Here is a 24,446-nt window from a genome sequence, read left to right as displayed (position 1 = left end):
AGCCCCAGCCGCTAGGTTTCGTCGATTGCATGGCCCTGGGAGGGGTGACGATGTCGAGTTCCGGCGTGAAAGCAGCAGGTCCCGGTACACCGCAGTTGACGGTCCGCGCAGTGATCCTTGCGGTGGTGCTGGCGATGATCCTGTCCGCCGCGAATGCGTACCTGGGCCTGTTCGCCGGCCTGACCATCGCCACCGCGATCCCCGCAGCGGTGGTGTCGATGGGCGTGCTGCGCCTGCTTGGTGGCGGCACCATCCTCGAGAACAACATCGTCCAGACCGGCGCATCCGCCGGTTCATCGATCGCCGCCGGCGTGATCTTCACGATCCCCGCGCTGATCATCCTCGGCTACTGGCAGGACTTCCGGTATTCATGGGTGCTCGCCATCGCCGGCCTCGGTGGCCTGCTCGGCGTGCTGTTCTCGGTGCCGCTGCGGCGCTCGATGATCGTCGAGGATCCTCTGCCGTTCCCGGAAGGGAAGGCCGCTGCGGAAGTCCTGAAAGCTGGCGAGAACCCCGGTCCGGGCCTGAAGATACTCGCGTTTTCCGCCGCGCTGGGCGCGCTGATCAAGGCCGCTGCCGCCAGTGGCATGAAGTTGATCCCGGATACCGCCGCAGGCGCCGGCTTCTTCGGCAAGTACCTCGGCTACATGGGCACCAACCTGTCGCCGGCACTGCTTGGCGTCGGCTACATCGTCGGGCTGAACATCGGCATCGTGGTCCTGTCCGGCAGCATCCTGTCCTGGCACATAGCGATCCCGATCTACCACGCGATGTTCCAGGGCACCGATCCCGCGCTTGCCGCCAGCATCGCGACCGCCGGCGCGGAAGAAGCGGCCTTTGCGATCTGGTCGACCAAGATCCGCTACCTCGGCGTCGGCGCGATGCTGATCGGTGGTATCTGGACGTTGTTCTCGCTGCGCAAGTCGCTGCTGTCCGGCGTGCGCAGCGGCATCGCCGCCGCGCGCAAGGGCGCCGACACCAACATCGCCGAGACCGATCGCGACCTGCCGATGAAGTGGATGCTGATCGCGCTGGTGATCTTCGTGTTGCCGCTGGCGCTGCTGTACCACGCCATCGTCGCGGCGGATCCCTCGGTGACCAGCCCGTGGGCGATCGGCATCCTGATGACCATCATCATGATCATCGCCGGCTTCCTGTTCGTGTCGGTGTCCGCGTACCTCGCGGGTCTCGTCGGCTCCAGCAACAACCCGGTGTCCGGCATCACCATTGCGACGATCCTGTTCGCCTCCGTCGTGCTGATGCTGCTGCTCGGGCGCGAGTCGCCGATCGGCGCCGTCGCCGCGATCATGATCGGCGCGGTGGTGTGCTGCGCGGCGGCGGTCGGCGGCGACAACCTGCAGGACCTCAAGGCCGGCTACATCGTCGGCGCTACCCCGTGGAAGCAGCAGTTGATGCTCGGCATCGGCGCGTTCTCCTGCGCGCTGATCATGGCGCCGGTGCTGAACCTCCTCGCGCAGGCGTACGGCATCGGTGCACCGACCGCGGAGCATCCGAATTCGCTGTCCGCACCACAGGCCACGCTGATGGCATCGGTGGCCAAGGGCATGTTCGGCGGCGAATTGCCCTGGGGCATCATCGCCATCGGTGCCGGCGTGGGTGCCGTGATCATCGCCCTCGACGAATGGCTGAAGGCGACCGGCAAGACCTTCCGGGTGCCGGTGCTGGCCGCCGCGATCGGCATCTACCTGCCGCTGGAATTGATGGTGCCGATCTTCCTCGGTGGTTTGCTCGCGTACCTGGTGGAGCGTCGCCACGGCATGGTCGGCAGCGCCGACGAGTCCGCGCGCGATCGCCTGCATCGCCCGGGCACGCTGTTCGCCGCAGGCCTGATCACCGGCGAAGCGCTGATGGGCATCCTTATCGCGATTCCGATTGTGGCGACGGGCCGTCCGGACGTGATCGCGCTGCCGGAGAACCTGCAGTTCGGCAAGTATGTCGGCCTGGCCATCCTCGCGGTGGTCGCCTGGTTGCTGTATCGCACCGGTGCGAAGGCCAACCCGAACGCCGCCTGATCCACCCACGCCCGCGCATTGTCGCGGGCGCTTTTTTTCAGCACGTCTTTTCGAGACACGGACAACCGCCATGAACCTTCGCCACGCCATCCTGCCGCTCGCCCTTGCGCTGTCGCTGCCCGCCGTCGCCGACGCTGCGCGCGGCTTCGAGGTGCGCGACATGGCCTACCTCGATCGCCATTCCTCGCCCACGTTGTCGCCGGATGGCCGCGTGCTGGTGTTCGCCAAGCGCGTGGTCGACGAGTCGACCAACAAGGCCAGCACGTCGTTGTGGATGCGCAACCTGGTGACGCGCGACATCCGCCCGCCGTCACGGCTCACGCCGGACGGCTGGAACGTCAATTCGCCGGGGTTCTCGGCGGACGGCAAGACGGTCTACTTCATGAGCGCGAAGTCGGGCTCGATGCAGCTGTATTCGATGCCGCTCGCGGGTGGCGAACCGAAGCGACTCACCGATACCGCGGTCGACGTCGACGGCTACAAGCTGTCGCCGGATGGCACCCATGTCGCGTTGGCGCTGGCGGTGTTCCCGGACTGCAAGGCCGACCTCGATTGCACGAAGAAGAAGCTCGACGAGGTCGAAGCGCTGAAGACCACCGGCAAGGTCTTCGACCGCATGTTCATCCGCCACTGGGACACGTGGAACGACGGCCGCCTCAACCGCGTGTTCGCGGCGAAGCTCGGCGGCGACATGGTCAGGAACGCGACGTTGTTGAGCGGCGATATCGCCGGCGACATCCCGTCAAAGCCATTCGGTGATCTCTCAGATTTCGCCTGGTCGGCGGATGGCAGGCAGGTCGCGATGAGCGTGCGCCAGGCCAATCGCGAAGAGCCGTGGAGCACCAACTTCGACATCTGGCTGGTCAACGCGGACGGCAGCGCCGCGCGCAATCTCACCGCGAAGAATCCTGCCTGGGATGCCGGCCCGGTGTTCAGCGCCGACGGCAAGACGCTCTATTACCGGGCGATGCAGCGCCCGGGCTTCGAGGCGGATCGGTTCGCATTGATGGCGATGGATCTTGTCTCCGGCAGCACAAAGGAAATCGCATCGAAGTGGGACGCTTCCGCCGACGGCATCACCCTGTCCGCCGACGGCAAGTGGATCTACACCACTGCGCAGGAACTCGGACGGCATCCGCTGTTCCGCGTCTCGCTAGCCAACGGCGAAGTGGAGAGCGTGGTCAAGGACGGCAGCGTGTCGTCGTTCGACCTCGCCGGGCCGACGCTGGCGATCTCGCGCAATTCGATGAAGAGCGGCGACGTGATCTACACCAGCAGCGACGACGGCAAGGCTCCCTTGCGCGCGATCACTCCGAGCGCGGGCGAGATGCTGCCGGACGTGGCTTGGGGCGAGTACGAACAGTTCAATTTCATCGGCTGGAACAACGAGACCGTGCACGGTTACGTCGTGAAGCCTTGGAATTACGAGGCCGGCAAGAAATACCCGGTCGCGTTCCTGATCCACGGCGGCCCGCAGGGCAGCTTCGGCGATGGCTGGAGCTATCGCTGGAACCCGCAGACCTATGCGGGACAAGGCTACGCGGTGGTGATGATCGACTTCCACGGCAGCACCGGTTACGGGCAGAAGTTCACCGATTCGATCAGCGGGCACTGGGGCGACCGCCCCCTGGAAGATCTGCAGAAAGGTTGGGCCGCGGCGCAGCAGAGGTACGCTTTCCTCGATGGCGACAAAGCCTGCGCGCTCGGCGCGAGCTACGGCGGCTTCATGGTCAACTGGATCGCCGGCGTCTGGCAAAAGCCGTGGAAGTGCCTGGTCTCCCACGATGGCGTGTTCGACCAGCGCGCGATGGGCTATGCCACCGAGGAGCTGTGGTTCACCGAGTGGGAACAAGGCGGCACGCCGTACGGCGTGCCGGAGAACTACGAACAGTTCAACCCGGTCAACCACGTCAAGGACTGGACGGTGCCGATGTTGGTCATCCACGGCCAGCTGGATTACCGCATCCCGGCGGAGCAGGGCATCGCCGTGTTCACTGCGTTGCAGCGTCGCGGGATCGAATCGAAATTCCTGTACTTCCCGGACGAGAACCACTGGGTGCTGAAGCCGCAGAACAGCGTGCAATGGCATGACACGGTGAACGGCTGGCTGAAGCAGCACATCGGGCAATGATCCTGCTCGACGGCGCCTACCGTCGTGCGTTCGCTACGCGGCTCGAAATGCCGCTACGCGAATCACCCGACGGTCTCGCCGTCGTTCCAACACAACCGCAACATCGCGAGAAGCCATGACCGTCGCCGCCGCGCCGCAAGCATTCATCAGCAACGATGCCGCCGTCCTCGGGCTGCTGGCCATCATCCTCGGCTTCGTGTTCTGGGGCGCCTCGCGCGAGCGCGGCCTCTGGAAGAAGTTCTACGCGGTGGTGCCGGCGATCCTGCCCTGCTACCTGCTGCCGGCGATCGCCAACAGCTTCGGCCTGATCGATGGCGCAGGCTCGGGGTTGTATCCGATGGCGCGCGATTACCTGCTGCCTGCATCGCTGGTGCTGTTCTGCTTGTCGATGGACATCGGTGGCATCGCCAAGCTCGGGCCGAAGGCTTTGATCATGTTCCTGACCGGCACTGTCGGCGTGATGCTGGGCGCGCTGGTGTCGTTCACCGCGATGGGCGTCATCCACCCGGAGACCGTCGCCGGGGAGACCTGGCGCGGCATGACCACGCTGACCGGCAGCTGGATCGGCGGCGGGGCCAACCAGGCGGCGATGAAGGAAGTCTTCGAAGTCGATGCCACGTTGTTCGGGCAGTTCGCCGCGGTCGACGTGATCGTGGGGTACCTGTGGATGGCCACGCTGCTGTTCATGGCCTCGCGCGCGGAGGCATGGGATCGCTGGCTCAAGGCGGATACCTCCGCCATCGAAACGCTCAAGCAACGGATGGCGAGCTACCAGGCCCAGCACGCGCGGATCGCCTCGACCACCGACCTGGTGATGATCTTCGCGGTCGCCATCGGTGCCACCGGCTTGGCGCATTTCCTGGCGGAGCCGCTGGTGGCGTGGATCAAGTCGTTGCCGCTCGAGTGGCGCTTGCAGGACTACAGCCTGGATTCGCGCTTCTTCTGGATCGTGGTGATCGCCACCACCATCGGCATCGTGGCCAGCCTGACGCGTGCGCGCGAACTCGAGGGTGCCGGCGCGTCGAAGATCGGCACGGTGTTCCTGTACGTGCTGATCGCGACAATCGGCATGCAGATGGACCTGAAGGCGCTGGCCGACAAGCCGTTCCTGCTGCTGCTGGGCCTGATCTGGATCTCGGTGCATGCCGGCCTGATGCTGCTGGTCGCGCGACTGATCCGCGCGCCGCTGTTCTTCATGGCGGTGGGGTCGCAGGCCAACATCGGTGCGGCGGCCAGTGCACCGGTGGTGGCCAGCGCCTTCCATCCCGCGCTGGCACCGGTGGGCGTGTTGCTCGCGGTGCTGGGCTACGTGCTGGGAACCTACTGCGCCTACCTGACCGGACTGATGCTGCAGGCGATGGCGGGCGGCTGAGTCAGAGCCAGCGCACCTTGCGCAGGTAGCTGTACAGGCCGATGCAGAACAGCGCCACGCCGCCGATCAGGATCCAGTAGCTGTAGCGCCCGTGCAGTTCCGGCATGTGCTCGAAGTTCATGCCGTACCAGCTGGTGATCAGGGTCGGTGCGGCCAGCAGGCCGGCCCAGCCGGCCAGGCGTTTGACCACTTCGCCCTGCGCCACGGTGACCAGCGACAGGTTCACGTTCATCGCCGCCGTCACCATTTCGCGCAGGGTGTCGATGGTGTCGCCGACCCGCGCGGCATGGTCGAGCACGTCGCGGAAATACGGCTTCACTTCATCCGGAATGGCGAGGCCGGGGTTGCGCATCAGCTGCGACAGGATGTCCTGCATCGGCGCCACCGCCATGCGCATCTGGGTGAGTTCCTTGCGCAGTTCGTACAGCCGGCGGATGGTGCCGCGCCGGTAGCTCTCGGCGAACACCTCGTGTTCCAGCGCATCCAGTTCCTGTTCGAAGTCGGAGACGATCGGCTGGTAGTTGTCGACGATGAAATCCAGCACCGCGTGCAAGGCGGCGCTCGGCCCCTGCGCCAGCATGTCCGGCTCGCGCTCCAGTCGCTGGCGCACCGAGGCGAAGCTCAGCGAGGCACCGTGGCGCACCGTGACCAGGAAGCGCGGGCCGACGAACAGGTGGGTCTCGCCGAAGCGCACGTGGCCATCCACGCGCTGCGCGGTGTGGGCGGCGATGAACAGCGAATTGCCGTAGCTCTCCAGCTTGGGCCGCTGGTGCGCGTTCTGGGCATCCTCGATGGCGAGATCGTGCAGGTTGAATTCCTCCTGCAGCTTGTCGAGCAGCGAGGCCTCGGGTTCGTACAGGCCGACCCAGACGAAGCTGCCATCGTCGACCGCCAGCACGTCGCTGATCGCGTCCAGGCCGATGTCGCGGCGGCGGCCGCTGCGGTCGTACGCCGCGCAGTTGACCACGCAGTCGGGCAGGGCGATTCGGGTGTCGGCATCCATCGCGGCATCCTGCACGCCACCGGCGTCGCCATCAACCCGTGCGATTGCGATCAGGTGCGCGCGGACGTGACCAGGCCCAGGCGAATGCGGCATGGATCGGCAGCAGCAGTGCGATCCAGTGGCCGTTGCGCTGCGGCAGTACCTGCAGCCACAGCGGCACGCAGGCCAATGCCGCCAGCACCGCGACCACGATGAGCACGTTGCGGAAGCGCATCGATGGCGAGCGCCCGCGCAGCAGCGACCAGGCACCGGGCAACAGCAGCAGGCACAGCGGATTCAGCAGCAGCAGGTTGCGGTTGGCCCACAGCGCGCGATGCTCGGTGAAGATCCAGCTCAGCAACAGCACCAGCCCCAGCAACCCGCAGGTCAGCCAGAATCCCGCCGCGAATCCCGCCAGCAGGCGCGGACGCCGGCCGGCCAGCCACAGCACTGCGATGCCTGCGAATGCACCGGCCAGCAGCCACGGCCACAACCGCGGCGCACGGCCGATCGGCTCCGCGGCCTGCCGTTGTGGAAGCAGTTCGATCGCCGATGCGACCAGCGGACGCCCATCGGCACGCTTGGCTTCGCCGAGGTCGTCGGCCAGTCGGCGCGGCAGGAACGCTTGCTGCCAGCGGGTCAGCGGCCGGTCGGCGACTGGGCCCAGAGCCAGGTCGAAACCGACCCGCATCCACGCAGCCGGCGAGGCCAGCCGCACCGATTCGCCGCGGTAGGTATCGCCGCTCGAACGCACTTCAAGTTGTCGGCGCAACTGCCCGCCCAGCGCGCGATCGATCGCGTCGCGCACGCGGGTGGCGCAGTTGTCGGTGTAGTAGTCGTAGCGGTAGCGGGCGTTCTCGGGTTTCGCGTTCTCCGCGAGTGCGTCAGCCAGCGCACGGGCCTGTGCGGGATCCAGATCCAGCCACTGCAGGGTCGCGCCGCGGCCGACCTCGCGGTAGTAGTGCAGGTCTTCCTCCAGCGGCAGCGCCACCAGCATGTATTGCATCTCGCCGCGCACGAAGCGGCCGATGAAGCCGTCTTCGGCCAGGTCGAAGAATCCGAAGTTGTAGCTGGTCGGCCCGGCGGCCGCGCCGTCATCGACCACGATGGCGTTGTGGCCGAAGCGTTCCCAGAAGACCTCGCCGGGCCCCATGGTGACCACGCCGATGCGCGGCGCGGGTTGTTGATCGGGTGTGGGCGATTGCGCTTGGGCACCGCCCATGAAAAGCGCTAGCAGCAGCGCGAACAGCAGACCCCACCCCATCGCTCCCCTGCGAGCAGGGGAAGGGGCAAGGCGCTCAGTGATCCGCATGCACGGTCACGTGCAGGGTCAGCAAGCGTCGCGCGTCCGCACGCGCCACCCGGAAGCCGAAGCGGCCCAGGGCCAATTCCTCGCCGACTTCGGGCAGGTGGCCGACGGCATCGGTGACCAGGCCGCCGATGGTGTCGTATTCGTCGTCGTCGAAATCGGCGCCGAAGCGCTCGTTGAAGTCGTCGATCGGGGTCAGCGCATCGACCACGAACTGGCCGTCGTCCTGCGCCGCGATCAACTGCGAATCGTCCTCGGCCTCGTCGTGCTCGTCGTCGATGTCGCCGACGATCTGCTCCAGCACGTCCTCGATGGTCACCAGTCCGGCCACGCCGCCGTATTCGTCGATGACGATGGCCATGTGGTTGCGCGACTGGCGGAACTCGCGCAGCAAGACGTTGAGTTTCTTCGATTCGGGGATCAGCACCGCCGGGCGCAGCAGTTCGCGGATGGTGCCGGGGCCGTTGTCGGCAACCACGCCGCGCAGAAGGTCCTTGGCCAGCAGGATGCCCAGGATCTCGTCCTTGTCCTCGCCATGCACCGGAAAGCGCGAGTGGCCGGATTCGACCACCTGTTTCATCAGGTCTAGGAACTTGCCGTCGGCCGGCAGCGCGACCATCTGCGCGCGGGAGACCATCACGTCGCCGACGGTGAGGTCGGCCACCGCGATGGCACCCTCCATCATCCGCAGGGTGTCGGCGGCGATCAGGCCGTCGGCCTGCACATCGCGCAGCAACTCGACGAGGTCCTCGCGGGTGGTGGGCTCGCCCGACAGGGCGGCGCTGATGCGGTCCAGCCAGGAGCGGCGTGGTTTGTCGCCGCTGCGTTCAGCGGAATCGGCGTCTTGCCGACTGTCGTCCTCGGACATGGTGCGCGGGGTTGCCTGTGGGTGTACCCGGCGAGTCTAGCGAATCGGCGCGGCATGGCGGTGAATCGCGTGCGCCGGGCGGCGGCATAGGCTGCCCGTCCGGTTGCGTGGCCACGGGCCATTGCGGACACTGGCAACGGGGAGCCGGCATCGCGCCGGCCATGCACGGGGTGCAGCTTGGCAAGAGACGACGGCCTTCTGATCAAGCCGGAACCGCGCAAGCCGTGGGTGAAGTTGGCCGTCGCCGCGGGGGTGCTGGCCGTGCTGGTCGGCGGATACGTCGCCTTCGGACTGGCCGGGAAGCCGAAACCGGGGGAGGCAGTGCCGGCGGCATCGCCAGAGCCGGTCGCCGCAACCACCGACCAGTTGCCTGCCATCGTCATCGCGGTGCTGCCGCTGGCGCTGGAAGCGAGCGATACCGCCACACCGGCCGCTGCCGAGGATTCATCCCAACACCTGGTCGATGCGCTCAAGGGCGGCAGCGATGTCGGCCAGGCGTTCAACGATGGCCTGTCCGCGCAGCTGGTCGGCGCGCTGGCGCAATTCGACGGGGTCGCGGTGACCAGCCCGGAATCGTCCTTCCAGCAACGCGATCCGAAATCGTTGCCGGCAACGCTCGGCAAGGCACTGGGTGCCACACATCTGCTGCGAGGCACTGCCAGCCGCGAGGGCGAGACGCTACGCATCGATGCCGCGCTGGTCAGCGTCGCCGATGGCAGCACGGTCTGGTTCAACCGCTACCAGCGCCCGTACGCCGAGTTGTTCAAGGTGCAGGACGAGATGGCTGCGGCGATCGGCTCGGCGTTGAAGGTCAAGCGCCTGCCTGCACCGCAGGGCGAGCAAGACCAGCGGCCACCGGGCGGTGACCTGGCAGCCTACGAGGCGCTGCTCGCTGGCGATGCGGCCCTGAAGGGCGGCGATGCGGACAGCGTCACGGCCGCGATTGCCGACTACGAGCGCGCGATCGGTCTCGATGCCGCTTACGGATATGCGCATGCACGGCTGGCGCTGGCGCGCATCCAGCTGGCCACGCGGTTCCCGGTGCAGGCCGGCGATGTCCGCGAAGCCGGCGAGAAGGCCCGCCGCGAGGCCGCCACCGCGCTTCGGCTCGCACCCGATAGCGCCGAGGCGCATGCGGCCAATGCGGCGTGGCTGGGCAGCATCGCGCTGGACCAGGCCGGTGCATTGGCCGAGACCGAGCGCGCGCTGGCGCTGAGTCCGCGGGATGCCTCGTTGCTGCACAGTCTGGCGATCCGCCAGACCGCATTCGGCCGGCTGGAGGACGCGGCGGCCACCCTGCGACGCGCGCTGCGGCTGAACCCGTTGTCGGCCACGGCGCTGTACAACCTGGGCGGCATCTACCTGGGCATGAACGATTACGCCGAAGCGGAACACGTGCTCGGGCAGGCGTTGACGTTGCGGCCCGACCTCTCGGTGGTGCGTGCATTCCAGGCGCTCGCGATGTTCCAGCAGAACCGCGCCCCCGAAGCGATCGCCATCGCCCAACAGGAACCGGATCCGTTGTGGAAGGCGTATGCGCTGGCGATGGCGCATTGGGCGAATGGCCAGCGCGACCTGTCCGATGCGGAATTGCAGCGGCTGATCCGCGACAACCCGGAGGGCGCGGCGACCCAGATCGCTGGCATCTACGCGCAGCGCGACGACGAAGCGGCGATGTTCAAATGGCTGGAAGCGGCCCGCGACGCCGGCGATCCCGGGATCGTGGAGATCCGCTACATGCCGTTCGTGTCGCGCTATGCGGAAGACCCGCGCTTCATCGCCCTGCTGCGCGAGCTCGACCTGGTGCAGGAGACGGCGAAAGCGCCGCTGGCCAAGCCCGCGGGCGGCAACACGCCCTGACCGCAGGCAACGCCGGGCTCAGGATTCCAGATAGGGATCGGGCAGGCCCATGCCGGCCAGGATCTCGCGTTCCAGCTGTTCCATCGCCTCGGCCTCGCGCGCGTCCTCGTGGTCCCAGCCCAGCAGGTGCAGGGCACCGTGCACGGTCAGGTGCGCGTAATGCGCGGCCAGCGGCTTGCCCTGTTCCTGCGCCTCGCGCGCGATCACCGGCGCGCACAACACCAGGTCGCCGAGCAGCGGCAGCTTCACGCCTTCCGGCAGCCCTTCCGGCAATTCCGCCGGGAAGCTGAGCACGTTGGTGGCGTAGTCCTTGCCGCGGTAATGGTGGTTGAGCGAGCGGCCTTCCTTCTCGTCGACGATGCGGATCGCCAGGTCGGCCTCGCGGATGCGCCCGGCCAGTGCCGCCGCCACCCACTTGCGGAAACTCACCGCCGCGGGAATCCCCGCGCGCGGCGCGGCGTAACCCACGGCGACATCCAGGCGGATGGGGCCCTTGGTCATCGGGATTTCCACTCGCTGGCGTTGAAGTCGATGCGCACGACGCGAGCGCCTTCCGATTTCTCGTCGAGCTTGGCGCTGGCTGCGTCCTTGAAGCAGTTCTCGCCCTGGATCTCGGCCGCGCGACGGACCAGGGCCGCGGCCATCCCGTCGGGATTGGCGTCGGTGTCGATGACGATGTCCGCGTTCGCGCAACCGCCCACATTCGCCACTTCGATCGCCGGCACCAGCGTGCGCGCCGCAAGGTCAGTCAGCGCATCGAACGCGGCCTGGTCGATGCGGTCGCGCGCGGCCGATGCCCGCACCTTGAAGAAATACAACTGTCGATGGAACAGATAGCCGTTCGAGGCCATCGGGAATCCGCCGTTGACCATCGTGTTGTGCATGCGCAAGCGCTTGCCAACGGTGTTCGTCGACGCGATCGCCTGCAGCAACGCCGCATCGAGCTTGGCATCGGAAGCGGCAGCCGGCTTGGCGGGCTCTGGCGCTTCCAGCGGGAAATCCTCGTCGGACAGGAATTGCAGGTCGCGCACATGGCCTGCCTGCCGGGCATGTTCGAGGCTGCCGCGGAAATCGACCATGCCAGAAGCGGTCGCTTCCGCCTGCGGCGCGCGCCCGGACGGATAGACGAACACGTCGAAACGGGTTTCCTGATGGTCTTTCAACGCGTAGCGGAATCCGGCACCGGCGTATTTGTTCTTGTCGTCGTAACGGCTGCCTTCCAGCACGAAGTCGCCGATCCGCTCCGGTGCGATCAGGTAGCTGGTTTCGATGAGCGGGCGTTCTGCTGCATCGGCGGCCGCGGGCGCATCGGGTTTTCCCGCATGCGCAGGCAACGCGAACCCGAGTGCCAGCGCGATGGCGATGAACGTGCGTGGGGAAATCGTGTGCATGTGGTCGCCGCGCGGTGCGTGAGGCCGCAGTCTACGCCGGCCCGCTCGCCGCATCGCGCGCATCGCGGGCCTCGTAGGCATTGACGATGCGCGCCACCAGCGGATGCCGGACCACGTCGCGGGACTCGAAGAAGGTGAAGCTGACGCCGTCCACGCCACGCAGTACCTCGGTGGCATCGCGCAGGCCGGACTTCACGTGCTTGGGCAGGTCGGTCTGGGTCATGTCCCCGGTGATCACCGCGGTGCTGCCGAAGCCCAGCCGGGTCAGGAACATCTTCATCTGCTCGATGGTGGTGTTCTGCGCTTCGTCGAGGATCACGAAGGCGTCGTTGAGCGTGCGCCCGCGCATGTACGCGAGCGGGGCGATCTCGATGACGTTTTTCTCCAGCAGCCGCGCGACTTTCTCCACGCCGAGCATCTCGTAGAGCGCGTCGTACAGCGGACGCAGGTAGGGATCGACTTTCTGGGTCAAGTCTCCGGGGAGGAAGCCGAGCTTCTCGCCGGCTTCCACTGCGGGGCGCACCAGGATCACCCGCTGCACGCGCGACTGGTTGAGCGCATCCACCGCCATCGCCACCGCGAGGAAGGTCTTGCCGGTACCGGCCGGGCCCACGCCGAAGTTGATGTCGTGGCTGGCGATCGCCTGCAGGTATTTCTGCTGGTTGGCGCCGCGCCCGCGCAGGGTGCCGCGCTTGACCCGCACGGCGATTTCCTGCGACGCATGCGCGTTGCTCGACGCTGCGGACGCGCCATCATCGGCATCGGCGAATGCGCCCAGGCGCAGGTGGATGGCGTGTTCGTCCAGCGCCTCGCCGGCGGCATCGTCGTACAACTGCCGCAGCAGGCGTTCGGCGCGCGCCACGACATCCGCATTGCGTCCCTCGACGCGGAATACGTTGCCGCGATTGGCGATCTCCACGCCCAGTCGCAGTTCGATCAAGCGCAGGTGGGCATCGAACGGGCCGCTCATGTTGGCCAAGCGTTCGATGTCGTCGGGTTCCAGGGTGAAATCGTGTTGTGTCTGCATGCCGCAAAGGGTAGCGCGCCATGGGTGATGGTGTCGCAACGCGGCTTGCCTGCCGCCAGCGCTTGCGCCAATGTCCACGCTTCGTAACGCAAGGGGAATGGGGATGCGCAAGCTTGCATGGGTGGTGCCGGCGATGCTGCTGGCGGCGGGACAGGTCATTGCCGACGACCGGGTGACCCTGGTCACCGCCGCGCGCATCCACACGATGGACGTGGCGAAGCCGGTGGCGTCGGCGATGGCCTACGACAAGGACGGACGCATCCTGGCGGTGGGTGATGTCGATGCGTTGGCGAAGCGCTACCCGCAGGCGCGTCGCCAGGATCTGGGCAAGGCGACGCTGGTGCCGGGACTGATCGATGCGCACGCGCACGTTGGTGGCCTGGGGCTGGCGATGATCACCGCGGACCTGGTCGGGACGCGCGACAAGGTGGAGATCCTGCAGCGCCTGCGCACGCATGCGAAGACGCTCAAGCCCGGCGAGTGGTTGATCGGCGGCGGTTGGGACCAGAACGACTGGCCGGAAAAAGTGTTCCCGAGCGCTGCCGACCTCGATGCCGCGTTCCCGGATCGCCCGGTGTGGTTGTCGCGGGTCGATGGTCATGCCGGCTGGGCCAACAGCGCGGCGATGCGTGCGGTGCGTCGCAGCCTGGCTGGTGCCTGGCAACCCGATGGCGGGCGCATCGACCGCGATGCCGCCGGCGAGCCGACCGGCCTGTTCATCGACAACGCCATGCTGCTGCTCGAACAGGCGCGTCCACCGATGTCCGAAACGACCATCGAACACGCCTTGCGCACCGCCATGCGCGCCGCCGCCTCGCAGGGCCTGACCGGCGTGCACGATGCCGGCGTCAGCCTGGCCGAACTGCGTCGCTTCCAGCGCCTGGCCGACCGCGGACAACTGCCGCTGCGGATCACCGCGATGGCGGATGGCGACGGTGAGGCATTGGAATCGCTGTGCCGCAATGGACTCTATCGACATGCGTCCGGTCGCCTGCAGATGCGCGCGGTGAAGCTGTATGCCGATGGCGCGCTGGGCAGTCGCGGCGCGGCGATGCTGGAGGACTACAGCGACGACCACGGCAACCGCGGATTGATGGTGATGTCGCCGGCGCAACTGGCGGCCGCGACAGCGAAGGCGAAACGTTGCGGCGTGCAGGCGGCAACGCATGCGATCGGCGACCGCGGCAATCGCGAGACGCTGGATGTCTATGCCAAGGCGCTCGGCGCGGACGCCGCCGGCGACCACCGCTGGCGCATCGAGCACGCGCAGGTGCTGGCGCCGCAGGACCTGCCGCGGCTTGCCGGCCTGCACGTGATCGCCTCGATGCAGCCGACCCACGCGACCAGCGACATGCCCTGGGCGCAGGATCGCGTCGGGCCGGAGCGCATCGTCGGCGCCTACGCCTGGCGGCAACTGCGCGACAGCGGCGCGCGCCTCGCACTCGGTTCCGATTTCCCGGTGGAGCGCGTCGATCCGCGGCTGGGCCTGGCGTCAGCGGTGACCCGCGCAGATGCCGACGGCTTGCCGGTGGGTGGCTGGTATCCGAACGAGAAACTGACCGCGTATGAAGCCTTGCGCGGCTTCACCCTGGATGCGGCCCATGCCGGTTTCGCAGAGGCCGAAGTGGGCAGCCTGCAAGCCGGCAAACGCGCGGATTTCCTGGTGCTGGCGGAGGATCCGCTGGCGGTGCCGGGCGAGGCGCTCAGGGCGCTGCGCGTGCTGGCCACGTATGTCGACGGCGAGCCGGTGTACGAAGCGACGGGCAAGGCCTCAGCGGCTGCGCCATAAGGCCACCAGTCCGATCGCGGCCATCGCGATCGAGCCGGCCAGCCACAACATGGCATCGGGCGTGTGTGCGGATCCGCCATCGCGTACCGTCTTCATCCACCAGCGCAGTAAGCCGATCGCGGCGATGCCCAGGAACCACAGTCCCAGGGCATGCCGCGACAGCCATGCGCGGCGTTTCGAGTCCATCAGGTGGCGTCGACGGTCGCCACCCGGCCGCGCAACGAATTGCTTAGCGCCTCGGTGATCACCACATCGACGAACTGCCCGATCAGTCGCTTCGGCCCGGCGAAATTCACCGGGCGCATGTTCTCGGTCTTGCCGGTGAGCTCGTTCGGATCCTTCTTCGATGGGCCCTCCACCAGCACCGTCTGCACGCTGCCGATCATCGCCTGCGAGATCGCCAGTGCGTGCGCATTGATGTGTTGCTGCAGGCGATTCAGGCGTGCGTGTTTCTCGGCATCGCTCACGTCGTCCTGCAGATCCGCGGCCGGCGTGCCCGGGCGACGCGAATAGATGAAGCTGTAACTCTGGTCGAAGCCGACGTCCTCGATCAGTTTCATGGTCTTGTCGAAATCGGCGTCGGTCTCGCCGGGGAAGCCGACGATGAAATCCGAACTGATCGAAATGTCCGGCCGCACCGCGCGCAGCTTGCGGATCTTCTGCTTGAACTCGATCGCGGTGTAGCCGCGCTTCATCGCCGCCAGGATGCGGTCGCTGCCGGCCTGCACCGGCAGATGCAGGTAGTTGGCCAGCTTGGGCACGTCGCGGTAGGCCTCGACCAGCGAATCGCTGAACTCCAGCGGGTGCGAGGTGGTGAAGCGGATCCGGCCGATGCCGTCGATCTCGGCGATGGTGCGGATCAGCAGGCCGAGGTCGGCTACCTCGCCATCCCCATACGGCCCGCGATAGGCATTGACGTTCTGGCCGAGCAGGTTGACCTCGCGCACACCCTGCGCGGCGAGCTGCGCGACTTCGACCAGCACGTCCTCGAACGGCCGGCTGACTTCCTCGCCGCGGGTGTAGGGCACCACGCAGAAGCTGCAGTACTTGCTGCAGCCTTCCATGATCGACACGAAGGCCGACGGCCCATCGGCGCGCGGTTCCGGCATGCGGTCGAACTTCTCGATCTCCGGGAAGCTGATGTCGACCTGCGGCCGGCCGGTGCTGCGGCGCTCGCGGATCAGGTCCGGCAGCCGATGCAGGGTCTGCGGCCCGAACACCAGGTCGACGTAGGGCGCGCGTTTGACGATGGCGGCACCCTCCTGACTGGCCACGCAGCCACCCACCCCGATCAGGACCTTTTCGCCGTTCTTGTTGAGCGACTTCCAGCGGCCGATCCGACTGAACACCTTTTCCTGGGCTTTTTCGCGGATCGAGCAGGTGTTGACCAGGATCACGTCGGCTTCTTCGGCGATCGTGGTCAATTCCATTCCGTCAGTCGCGGCCAGCACATCGGCCATGCGCGCCGAGTCGTACTCGTTCATCTGGCAGCCGTGGGTCTCGATGAACAGCTTCTTGCGGGCGGGCGCGTCCGCGACCTGCGGTTCGGGCTGGCTCATGGTGTTCTCCGGGGCGCGGCGGTTAATCCGGGCCGGGTTGGGGGCGCGAGCTTAGCAAACACCCGGCACGTCGCCATTGGCCGCGCGCTGCGGGCTGTCGCGTTCAGGAAAATCAAGGACTTGTCATCGCAAATTGAAGGGGCGAGACTGCGCCGATGAAGGCTTGGCCCGCGCTGCTGTTCACGACGTTGTTGCTGGGTGCGCCCGCACTGGCGGGGAATGTCTATCGCTGCGAGGGCAGCGATGGCGTCACCACATACGCGAACAAGAAGGTCGCCGGTGCCAGTTGCAAGCTGGTCGGCAGCTACAAGGCGCAGCGCGCGCCCAAGCCCAAGGCCGTTGCTGCGCCATCCAGGACGTCGTCCCGCAGTAGCGAGTCCCCGCCGCTCGGCGGCGTGCCGCCGGCGACGATGGCCGCTTCACAGCCTGCCCGGATGTCGGTGCCAACCGCGGCGGAAGCCCGCGTACCGGCTGCTCCCGTGGTGGCATCCTCCACCCCGGCTGCACCGCGCCGCGTCCACGGCCAAGTGTATTCGTACATCAAGGACGGCGTGCGCACCTACAGCAGCGCCCGCCCGCGCGGGATGGCGGTGGCTTCGGTGCGGACGATCAAGTACAGCTACATGGAAACCTGCTACGCCTGCGGGACCAAGCCCGGGGTCAATTTCCGCACCCTGCGCCTGAACACCACCGCGTATCAGGCCGAGATCGCAGCCGCCGCGCGCGAGCACGGGGTCGACGAGTCCATCGTCCGCGCGATCATTCATGCGGAATCCGCGTTCAACCCGAACGCGCTGTCGCGGGTTGGCGCGCAGGGGCTGATGCAGCTGATGCCGGGCACCGCCCGCGAGGTCGGCGTCAGTGATGCATTCGATCCCGTGCAGAACATCGGCGGCGGGGTGCGCTATCTGGCGATGCTGCTGAAGCGCTTCAACGGCAACCTGACCTTGGCTGCGGCCGGCTACAACGCCGGGCCGGGCGCGGTGGCCAAATACGGCGGCGTGCCGCCCTACAGCGAGACCCGGCGCTACGTGGAGCGAGTCGGCCTGCTGGCCGATCGCTACCGCGGTCTGGCCAATCCCGTGGCCGCGCCGGCGCAGGGCGGATTGTCGGCTCGTTAAGCGTTCCGTTACACTTCCCCGTCTTTTGCGGCCGGCCAGCGTGCGCCAGCGCGTCGCCAGGCGCCGCAGCCGTGTATTTGCTTATTTTCGGAGTGCGGGATGACCAATCATGAGGTCAACACCGGCCGGCGCAGGTTCCTGACCGCGACCACGGCAGTGGTCGGTGCGGTCGGAGCCGGGTTCGCCGCGGTGCCTTTCATCAAGTCGTGGAGCCCCAGTGCGCGGGCCCGTTTCGCCGGCGCGCCGGTGAGCCAGGATCTCAGCGCTCTGGTCGAAGGCCAGCAGATGGTGATCAACTGGCGTGGCCAGCCGATCTTCATCGCCAAGCGTTCCAAGGCGATGCTGGACACCATGAAGTCACTGGATTCCCTGCTTGCGGATCCGGGTTCGGCCAACGCCGACCAGCAGCCGAAGTACGCGCAGAACGCCTCGCGCTCGATCAAGCCGGAGATTTCCGTGCTGGTCGGCGTGTGCACCCACCTGGGTTGCGCACCGGAGCACCTGCCGGAGGTCAAGCCGCAGCCGTTCGACCCGGACTGGAAGGGCGGCTATTTCTGCCCCTGCCACAAGTCGCGCTACGACCTCGCCGGTCGCGTGTACAAGGCGCAGCCGGCGCCGGCGAACCTGCCCGTACCGCCGTACTACTTCGAGAACGACAGCACCGTGGTCATCGGCGTTGATCCGCAGGGAGCCGCGTAAGCCATGGCGAACATTCTGATCCGCACTGCAACAGACGCCGCCAACGGCGCGATGGACTGGGTCAACCAGCGCGCGCCCGGCATGATGCCGTTCTACCGCAAGCACATGTCGGAGTACTACGCGCCGAGGAACTTCAACATCTGGTACATCTTCGGGATCCTGGCCAGCGTGGTGCTGGTCAACCAGATCGTCACCGGCATCTTCCTCACGATGCACTTCAAGCCGAGCGCGGCGGAAGCCTTCGCATCGGTCGAATACATCATGCGCGACGTGGAGTGGGGCTGGCTGATCCGCTACATGCACAGCACCGGTGCGTCGCTGTTCTTCATCGTGGTCTACCTGCACATGTTCCGCGGCCTGATGTACGGCTCGTACAAGAAGCCGCGCGAGCTCGTGTGGATCCTTGGCATGCTGATCTACCTGGTGCTGATGGCCGAGGCCTTCCTTGGCTACGTGCTGCCGTGGGGTCAGATGTCCTACTGGGGCGCCAAGGTGATCATCTCGCTGTTCGGCGCGTTCCCGGTGATCGGCACCGGCCTGACCGAATGGATCATGGGCGACTACAACCCGGGCGATGCCACCCTCAACCGCTTCTTCGCGCTGCACGTGATCGCGCTGCCGCTGGTGCTGTTGCTGCTGGTGGTGCTGCACATCTTCGCGCTGCACGAAGTGGGGTCCAACAACCCGGACGGCGTCGAGATCAAGAAGGGCCCGAAGGGCAACCGCTGGTCGCCGACCGCACCCGCCGACGGCGTGCCGTTCCACCCGTATTTCACGGTCAAGGACACGTTCTACGTCTGCTGCTTCCTGGTCATCGCGGCCTTCATCATCTTTTATGCACCGGCATTCGGTGGCTGGTTCCTGGAGCACGACAACTTCACCGAGGCCAACCCGCTGGTCACCCCGGAGCACATCAAGCCGGTCTGGTACTACACCCCGTACTACGCGATGTTGCGCGTGGTGCCGTCGTTCTTCGGCATCAAGCTGTGGGGCGTGCTGGTGATGTTCGGTGCCATCGCGGTGCTGTTCCTGGTGCCTTGGCTCGACAAGTCGCCGGTGAAGTCGTATCGCTACCGCGGCTGGCTGAGCTGGTCCATGCTGTTGATGTTCGCGGTCAGCTTCCTGTGGCTGGGCAAGATCGGTGCCGGTCCGGGTACGGATCCAACTGAAACCATCATCGGCCGCGTGCTGACCTTCCTCTACTTCGCCTTCTTCATCACCATGCCGGTGTGGACGAAGCTCGACAAGACCAAGCCGGTGCCGGAACGGGTGACGATGCATGACTAACTTGCCTTCCAAGAAGCGGGCGTTCGTTTCCCGCCTGGCGGTGTTCGCTGCCGGCGTCCTGCTTTCCGTCACAGCGCTGGCCGCTGGCGGCGGCAAGGTGCAGCAGGCCGGTACCGACCTGAGCGACAAGGCCTCGCTGCAGCGCGGCGCGGCGTTGTACATGAACTACTGCAGCAGCTGCCATTCGCTGAAGTACGTGCGCTACGCCCGCATCGGCGAGGACCTGGGCCTGTCCGAGGAAGACGTGCAGGCCAACCTCAACTTCAATGGCGGCAAGATCGGCGACCACGTGATCTCGCCGATGACCGCGGCGATGGGCGTGGCGGCGTTCGGCAAGGCACCGCCGGATCTGAGCGTGATCTCGCGCGTGCGCGGTAGCGACTGGATCTACACCTACCTGAAGTCGTTCTACCTCGACGAATCGCGTCCGGTCGGCTGGAACAACACCCTCTTCGCCAATGCCTCGATGCCGAACCCGTTGTGGGAGTTGCAGGGCCTGCAGCAGCCGGTGCATGGCAAGAAGACCGCGACGGGCGAACTGCCGGTCGAGGGCTTCACCATCAGCCAGGCGGGCACGCAGGATGCGCAGGCATTCGACCAGACCGCGCGCGACATCACCGCGTTCCTCGAATACGCCGGTGAGCCCGCCGCGCTCAAGCGCGAAAGCCTGGGCGTGTGGGTGATCCTGTTCCTGGTCTTCCTGGCGTTCCTCGCCTGGCTGCTGAAGAACGAGTACTGGCAGGACGTCCACTGACACGGCGGCGGCAGGTGCGACGAACAGGGTGAAGTACGCTTTGCGGCTGTCCGCATCGTGCGGGCGGCGCAGGTGCGACCGGGATACCCGGGCGCAGGAGTGGTCCTGATGATGGCTGTGAGTCCGCGGATGCGTAACGCACTGACCCTGTTTTCCTCGGTCGACGATGTCCTTTGCCACCGCGTCCGCCTGGTCCTGGCGGCCAAGGGCGTCACCTACGACTTCGTCTCGGTCGATCCGCAGAACCCGCCGGAAGACCTGATCGACCTGAACCCCTATCACTCGGTGCCGACCCTGGTCGAGCGCGATCTGGTCCTGTACGCAGCCAGCGTGGTCAGCGAATACCTCGACGAGCGCTATCCGCATCCGCCGCTGATGCCGGTCGATCCGCTGTCGCGCGCGCGGCTGCGCCTCGCGATGTTGCGCATCGAGCACGACTGGGTGCCGCAGGTGCAGGCGATCCGGATGGGCAACAAGCAGCAGGTGGAGGCCGCGCGCAAGCGGCTGAAGGAACTGCTCACCGCCTCGGTCCCGCTGTTCAAGGCCAGCAAGTTCTTTCTCAACCAGGAAATGAGCCTGGCCGACTGCGCGATGGCCCCGATCATCTGGCGCCTGCAGTCGCTCGGCATCCCGCTGCCGAAGGACGGCAAGGCGATCGAGGACTACGGCAACCGCATCTTCCGCAACCCCGGCTTCCTGCGCAGCCTGACCGAGCAGGAAAAGGCCCTGCGCGACCTCCCGTTGTGACGGAAGATTGAGATGGGCGAAACGGCCCCGCCCGCGATGTCCAGCCAGCGCCCGTACCTGTTGCGCGCGCTGTACGAATGGATTGCCGACAACGGCATGACCCCGCACGTGCTGGTGGATGCGCGCATGCCCGGCGTGCGCGTGCCCGCGCATGCGGTCAAGGATGGCCGGATCGTGCTCAACATCGCCGAACGTGCCGTGGCCAAGCTGGAACTGGGCAACGATTCGATTCGCTTCACCGCCCGTTTTGCCGGCGTCAGCCAGTCCGTGATGGTGCCGCTTGAAGCGGTGATTGCCATCTATTCACGCGAAACCGGACAGGGCATGGCGATGCCGGACGAGCCGCGCACGCCACCCGCGGCACAGGCGGATGCGGTCGAGATCGAACAGGCCGCGGAGACCCCGTCCGGCGATGCAACCGAGACCCCCGAGACGCCACCGGAACCGCCCAAGCGCGGCGGCCACCTGCGCATCGTGAAATGACGTAGGGGCAGGCTCCCGTGCCTGCCTTGGCTCTTGCCGGAAGAAGCGGGCAACCAGAGGGGGGGCACCTGCGCAACGAGGGGTTGCACCAACGTGGCCCGGATGGATCAATTTCCCGGAAAGCTCCGCACCACCGCCTGCGCGGCGCGACTGGGACCGCTGAACCCGATCAGCTTGTCGCCCAGCAGCACGATCCGGCCGATGTGCCGATCCTGGCCATCTTCGGAGTAGTCGAAGCGATAGCTGCGCTCGAACCCGAGCCAGCCATCCTCCTTGCGGCGCAGGCGCATGCCGGTGGCGTGCATCGACTGATCCAGCCATTGCACTCCAGCCGCCAGACAGGCATCGCGCCCGATCTCCGCGGCACGCTCCGCCGCCGCGCGTGCCGCGGAGAACGTGAAGAAGGCGATGACGCCCACAATCATTAAAATCAGCAAGGTCGGCATCCACACAATGTGGTGGTGCCGGGACCGTAGCGCAAGCATGGACAGGGGGAATGCGCACAAATGGCAATGAAGCTGGTGTTCCAGGGCGGCGAAGGGCCGCAGTACACGTTGCACGACGGGAGTTGCTCGATCGGCTCGGCGCTCGACAACGACATCCCGTTGGGGCAGGAGGGAATCGAGCCGCTCCATTGCGAACTGCTGGTCGGGTCGCATGGGGTGAGGCTGCATGTGCCTGCGGGTGTGCGGGTGCTGGTCAACGATCGTCCGGTGGACGGGCTGATCGCGCTGCGCGAGAACGACGTGCTCGGATTGGCCGGCGTGCGGATCAGGCTGGTCGATGTTGGTGACCAATCGCCACGTGCCTTGCTGGGTCAGGCCAGCATCGAGCGCGGCGAACTCAACGCCACGATGGTGCGCCCGGTGATCCCGAAGTTCGCCCTGCGTGCCGTATCCGGCAGCATGTTCGGCCGCAGCCTTCCGTTGCAGGCAAGCCTCACGGTCGGACGCGCCGAGGAGGCCGGCCTGCGGATCCCGCTGGACTGCATCTCCCGGCAACACGCGCGCCTGACGCCTGCGGGCAATGAAGTGCTGGTGGAGGATCTGGGGTCCGCCAATGGCACGTGGATCAACGGCAAGCGCATCACCCGCGCCAGCGCCGCGCACGGCGACGAGATCAGCTTCGACAAGGAGCGCTTCCAGTTGCTGGTGCCCGGACAGCCGGTGGTGATGCCCAAGCGTTCCAGGCGCGTGGGCAGTACGCGTTGGCCGTGGCTGCTGGCGGCGCTCCTCGCCGGCGCGGCACTGGCGACCTGGTTGATCCTCTAAGGGATCAACCGCCCGGCGGCGGGCCCAGCTTCAGCGAGAAGTCGATCGCGTGCACGTGCTTGGTCAGTCCGCCGATCGAGATGCAGTCCACGCCGTCCTCGGCGATGCCGCGCAGGGTGGTCATGTCCACGCCGCCGGAGACTTCCAGAGGGATGCGCCCCGAGTAGCGCGCACCCTTGGCGATGCGCACTGCTTCACGGCGGGTGTCGGCATCGAAATCGTCGATGAGGATACGACTGCAGCCGGTGTCCAGGGCCTCGCGCAATTGCGCCACGGTTTCCACTTCCACGATCAGTGGCAATTCCGGGTGCAGCGCGCGGGCGCGGGTGATGGCCGCGGCCACCGAGCCGAATGCGCGAATGTGGTTTTCCTTGAGCATCACGGCGTCGTACAGGGCGATGCGATGGTTGCTGCCGCCACCGACCCGGACCGCGTATTTCTGCGCCGAACGCAGGCCCGGAATGGTCTTGCGGGTGTCGAGGATCTTCGTGCCGGTGCCGCGCACGGCGTCGACGTAGCGGGCGGTGACGGTGGCGGTGCCGCTCAAGGTCTGCAGGAAATTGAGCGAGGCGCGCTCGGCGCTGACCAGCGCGCGATTGTGGCCCTGCAGCGTCGCGATCACCGTGCCCTTGGCGATGCGGTCGCCCTCGCTGCAGCGCCAGTCGATGCGCGCAGCGCGATCCAGTGCGTGGTGGACCGCATCGAACCATGGCCGGCCGGCCACCACGCAATCTTCCTTGCACAGCAGGTAGGCGCGATCCGGTGCGTCATCGAGCAGCGATGCGGTGGCGTCGCCGGGGCCGATGTCCTCAGCCAGCGCGGCGGCGACATTCGCGGCGATCACGGCATCCGCGGGCGCTGCGAACTGGTTGCCGGCGCTCATGCCTTGGGGAAATCGGCGACCTGCGAGGTGGCGATGCCTTCCTCGGCCAGCAGCACCGGGATGCCATCGTCGATGCGGTACACGGTCTTGCGGTCGCGGGTCACCAGTGCTTGGCGGAGCGGCGTGGCCTGCACGCTTTCGTCGTTGAGATGCACGTTGCCGGAAGCGATCGCGCGGTTCAGCGCGTCCAATCCGGAGGCTTCCAGCATCGCCAACGGCATGCGGGTGGCGGGGCAGGCGAGGATGTCGAGCAGCTTGCGGTCCATGCGGTTCCGGGCGACGCGCGCCGATGACGGGTGGGATCGCTAGAATAGCGTCTTGAATCACGCGCGATTGCGCCGGGCATCGAGATGACAGTCACTGCGGACGCAATCGATCAAGGCAAGCCACTCGTCGGCATCGTGATGGGCTCGCGCTCGGACTGGGAGACGATGCAGCACGCAGCCTTGCGGCTGGAGGCGCTCGGCGTTGCGCACGAGGTGCGCGTGGTTTCGGCGCATCGCACGCCGGATGTGCTGTTCGACTACGCGGCCAGCGCGAAGTCGCGCGGGCTGCGGGCGATCATCGCCGGAGCCGGCGGCGCGGCGCATTTGCCGGGCATGCTCGCCGCCAAGACCGCGGTGCCGGTGCTGGGCGTACCGGTGCAGAGCAAGGCGCTCAACGGCATGGACTCGCTGCTGTCGATCGTGCAGATGCCGGCCGGGATCCCGGTGGCGACCTTCGCCATCGGCAATGCCGGCGCGGCCAACGCGGCGCTGTTCGCGGCGGCGATGCTCGCGGCCGACTATTCGGCGATCGGCGACGCACTCGACGCGTTCCGCGCGCAGCAGACCGACGACGTCGCCCGCAACGACGATCCGCGCAAGTAGGGCGCACGCAT

At 66.8% G+C, this 24,446-nt stretch carries 25 protein-coding genes; 14 read left to right on the top strand and 11 right to left on the bottom strand.

From position 1 onward, the window contains the following. The first annotated feature begins 50 nt into the window (after positions 1–50). The 4 genes from H9L16_RS00715 to H9L16_RS00705 all read left to right on the top strand — a co-directional run bounded on the left by H9L16_RS00715 (position 51) and on the right by H9L16_RS00705 (position 5,536). Positions 51–2,033: an OPT family oligopeptide transporter gene (locus tag H9L16_RS00715; RefSeq protein WP_187552723.1), complete on the top strand. Its 1,983-nt coding sequence runs from the start codon at positions 51–53 to the stop codon at positions 2,031–2,033. A gap of 70 nt (positions 2,034–2,103) precedes the next feature. Next, positions 2,104–4,164, top strand: coding sequence for an alpha/beta hydrolase family protein (locus H9L16_RS00710; RefSeq protein ID WP_187552722.1), 2,061 nt, complete (start codon positions 2,104–2,106; stop codon positions 4,162–4,164). After that, entirely contained in the window at positions 4,161–4,283 is a 123-nt protein-coding gene (locus H9L16_RS16320; RefSeq protein ID WP_267904690.1) for a hypothetical protein, read from the top strand. The genes H9L16_RS00710 and H9L16_RS16320 overlap by 4 nt, the downstream gene beginning before the upstream one ends. Then, positions 4,280–5,536 carry a DUF819 family protein gene (locus tag H9L16_RS00705; RefSeq protein ID WP_187552721.1) on the top strand — a complete coding sequence of 419 codons (1,257 nt, stop codon included), beginning with the start codon at positions 4,280–4,282 and terminating at the stop codon, positions 5,534–5,536. The genes H9L16_RS16320 and H9L16_RS00705 overlap by 4 nt, the downstream gene beginning before the upstream one ends. Before the next feature lies 1 nt (position 5,537). On the opposite strand, the gene corA is transcribed toward H9L16_RS00705, so the two are convergent. The 3 genes from corA to H9L16_RS00690 are packed head-to-tail and all read right to left on the bottom strand — an operon-like array spanning position 5,538 to position 8,695. Further along, on the bottom strand, positions 5,538–6,539 hold the full coding sequence (gene corA / locus H9L16_RS00700) for a magnesium/cobalt transporter CorA (RefSeq protein ID WP_187552720.1): 1,002 nt from the start codon (positions 6,537–6,539) through the stop codon (positions 5,538–5,540). Positions 6,540–6,570: 31 nt separating this feature from the next. Then, positions 6,571–7,782, bottom strand: coding sequence for a lipoprotein N-acyltransferase Lnb domain-containing protein (locus H9L16_RS00695; protein ID WP_187552719.1), 1,212 nt, complete (start codon positions 7,780–7,782; stop codon positions 6,571–6,573). Positions 7,783–7,816: 34 nt separating this feature from the next. After that, positions 7,817–8,695, bottom strand: a complete 879-nt coding sequence (locus H9L16_RS00690; protein WP_187552718.1) for a CorC family transporter — start codon at positions 8,693–8,695, stop codon at positions 7,817–7,819. A gap of 177 nt (positions 8,696–8,872) precedes the next feature. Between H9L16_RS00690 and H9L16_RS00685 the strand changes: the two genes are divergently transcribed. Continuing rightward, positions 8,873–10,555, top strand: a complete 1,683-nt coding sequence (locus H9L16_RS00685; RefSeq protein WP_187552717.1) for a tetratricopeptide repeat protein — start codon at positions 8,873–8,875, stop codon at positions 10,553–10,555. A gap of 18 nt (positions 10,556–10,573) precedes the next feature. Here the strand turns inward: H9L16_RS00685 and ybeY are convergent, their stop codons facing one another. From ybeY to H9L16_RS00670, 3 genes are read right to left on the bottom strand one after another with little or no spacing between them, the layout of a single operon-like run. Continuing rightward, positions 10,574–11,056 (bottom strand): rRNA maturation RNase YbeY, encoded by a 483-nt coding sequence (gene ybeY / locus H9L16_RS00680; protein WP_187552716.1) that lies wholly within the window; start codon positions 11,054–11,056, stop codon positions 10,574–10,576. Continuing rightward, positions 11,053–11,946, bottom strand: coding sequence for a hypothetical protein (locus H9L16_RS00675; RefSeq protein WP_187552715.1), 894 nt, complete (start codon positions 11,944–11,946; stop codon positions 11,053–11,055). The genes ybeY and H9L16_RS00675 overlap by 4 nt, the downstream gene beginning before the upstream one ends. Before the next feature lie 31 nt (positions 11,947–11,977). After that, a complete protein-coding gene (locus tag H9L16_RS00670; protein WP_187552714.1) occupies positions 11,978–12,973 on the bottom strand; it encodes a PhoH family protein in 996 nt (331 codons plus the stop codon). Positions 12,974–13,076: 103 nt separating this feature from the next. Between H9L16_RS00670 and H9L16_RS00665 the strand changes: the two genes are divergently transcribed. Continuing rightward, positions 13,077–14,762: an amidohydrolase gene (locus tag H9L16_RS00665; RefSeq protein ID WP_229796494.1), complete on the top strand. Its 1,686-nt coding sequence runs from the start codon at positions 13,077–13,079 to the stop codon at positions 14,760–14,762. On the opposite strand, the gene H9L16_RS00660 is transcribed toward H9L16_RS00665, so the two are convergent. Then, complete coding sequence (locus H9L16_RS00660) at positions 14,745–14,948, bottom strand: hypothetical protein (RefSeq protein WP_187552712.1); 204 nt, start codon at positions 14,946–14,948, stop codon at positions 14,745–14,747. The genes H9L16_RS00665 and H9L16_RS00660 overlap by 18 nt on opposite strands. Beyond that, the gene (gene miaB, locus H9L16_RS00655; protein WP_187552711.1) at positions 14,948–16,321 is read right to left on the bottom strand and encodes a tRNA (N6-isopentenyl adenosine(37)-C2)-methylthiotransferase MiaB; all 1,374 of its coding nucleotides are present in this window, start codon (positions 16,319–16,321) and stop codon (positions 14,948–14,950) included. The genes H9L16_RS00660 and miaB overlap by 1 nt, the downstream gene beginning before the upstream one ends. 155 nt (positions 16,322–16,476) lie before the next feature. Between miaB and H9L16_RS00650 the strand changes: the two genes are divergently transcribed. From H9L16_RS00650 to H9L16_RS00625, 6 genes are all read left to right on the top strand, one after another. Beyond that, positions 16,477–17,442 carry a lytic transglycosylase domain-containing protein gene (locus H9L16_RS00650; protein ID WP_187552710.1) on the top strand — a complete coding sequence of 322 codons (966 nt, stop codon included), beginning with the start codon at positions 16,477–16,479 and terminating at the stop codon, positions 17,440–17,442. A 99-nt stretch (positions 17,443–17,541) separates the two neighbouring features. Beyond that, the gene (gene petA, locus H9L16_RS00645; RefSeq protein WP_187552709.1) at positions 17,542–18,141 is read left to right on the top strand and encodes a ubiquinol-cytochrome c reductase iron-sulfur subunit; all 600 of its coding nucleotides are present in this window, start codon (positions 17,542–17,544) and stop codon (positions 18,139–18,141) included. A gap of 3 nt (positions 18,142–18,144) precedes the next feature. Next, a complete protein-coding gene (locus H9L16_RS00640) occupies positions 18,145–19,428 on the top strand; it encodes a cytochrome b (RefSeq protein ID WP_187552708.1) in 1,284 nt (427 codons plus the stop codon). Continuing rightward, the gene (locus tag H9L16_RS00635) at positions 19,421–20,182 is read left to right on the top strand and encodes a cytochrome c1 (RefSeq protein ID WP_187552707.1); all 762 of its coding nucleotides are present in this window, start codon (positions 19,421–19,423) and stop codon (positions 20,180–20,182) included. The genes H9L16_RS00640 and H9L16_RS00635 overlap by 8 nt, the downstream gene beginning before the upstream one ends. A gap of 111 nt (positions 20,183–20,293) precedes the next feature. Further along, a complete protein-coding gene (locus tag H9L16_RS00630; RefSeq protein ID WP_187553977.1) occupies positions 20,294–20,929 on the top strand; it encodes a glutathione S-transferase N-terminal domain-containing protein in 636 nt (211 codons plus the stop codon). 12 nt (positions 20,930–20,941) lie between these two features. Beyond that, entirely contained in the window at positions 20,942–21,412 is a 471-nt protein-coding gene (locus tag H9L16_RS00625) for a ClpXP protease specificity-enhancing factor (protein WP_229796493.1), read from the top strand. A 107-nt stretch (positions 21,413–21,519) separates the two neighbouring features. Here the strand turns inward: H9L16_RS00625 and H9L16_RS00620 are convergent, their stop codons facing one another. Next, complete coding sequence (locus H9L16_RS00620) at positions 21,520–21,858, bottom strand: DUF3301 domain-containing protein (protein ID WP_187552706.1); 339 nt, start codon at positions 21,856–21,858, stop codon at positions 21,520–21,522. A 60-nt stretch (positions 21,859–21,918) separates the two neighbouring features. On the opposite strand from H9L16_RS00620, the gene H9L16_RS00615 reads away from it, so the two are divergent. Beyond that, positions 21,919–22,683 (top strand): FHA domain-containing protein, encoded by a 765-nt coding sequence (locus H9L16_RS00615; RefSeq protein ID WP_187552705.1) that lies wholly within the window; start codon positions 21,919–21,921, stop codon positions 22,681–22,683. A gap of 4 nt (positions 22,684–22,687) precedes the next feature. Here H9L16_RS00615 and nadC read toward each other — a convergent pair whose 3' ends face one another. After that, complete coding sequence (nadC, locus tag H9L16_RS00610; RefSeq protein ID WP_187552704.1) at positions 22,688–23,566, bottom strand: carboxylating nicotinate-nucleotide diphosphorylase; 879 nt, start codon at positions 23,564–23,566, stop codon at positions 22,688–22,690. Beyond that, on the bottom strand, positions 23,563–23,832 hold the full coding sequence (locus tag H9L16_RS00605) for a Trm112 family protein (RefSeq protein WP_187552703.1): 270 nt from the start codon (positions 23,830–23,832) through the stop codon (positions 23,563–23,565). The genes nadC and H9L16_RS00605 overlap by 4 nt, the downstream gene beginning before the upstream one ends. 84 nt (positions 23,833–23,916) lie before the next feature. Here H9L16_RS00605 and purE point away from each other — a divergent pair, with 84 nt between their 5' ends. Further along, complete coding sequence (gene purE, locus H9L16_RS00600) at positions 23,917–24,435, top strand: 5-(carboxyamino)imidazole ribonucleotide mutase (RefSeq protein WP_187552702.1); 519 nt, start codon at positions 23,917–23,919, stop codon at positions 24,433–24,435. Positions 24,436–24,446 lie beyond the last annotated feature (11 nt).

This window comes from Thermomonas carbonis (assembly GCF_014396975.1).
GTDB classification, from domain to species: domain Bacteria; phylum Pseudomonadota; class Gammaproteobacteria; order Xanthomonadales; family Xanthomonadaceae; genus Thermomonas; species Thermomonas carbonis.
This window is presented reverse-complemented; position numbering and strand designations above follow the sequence as displayed.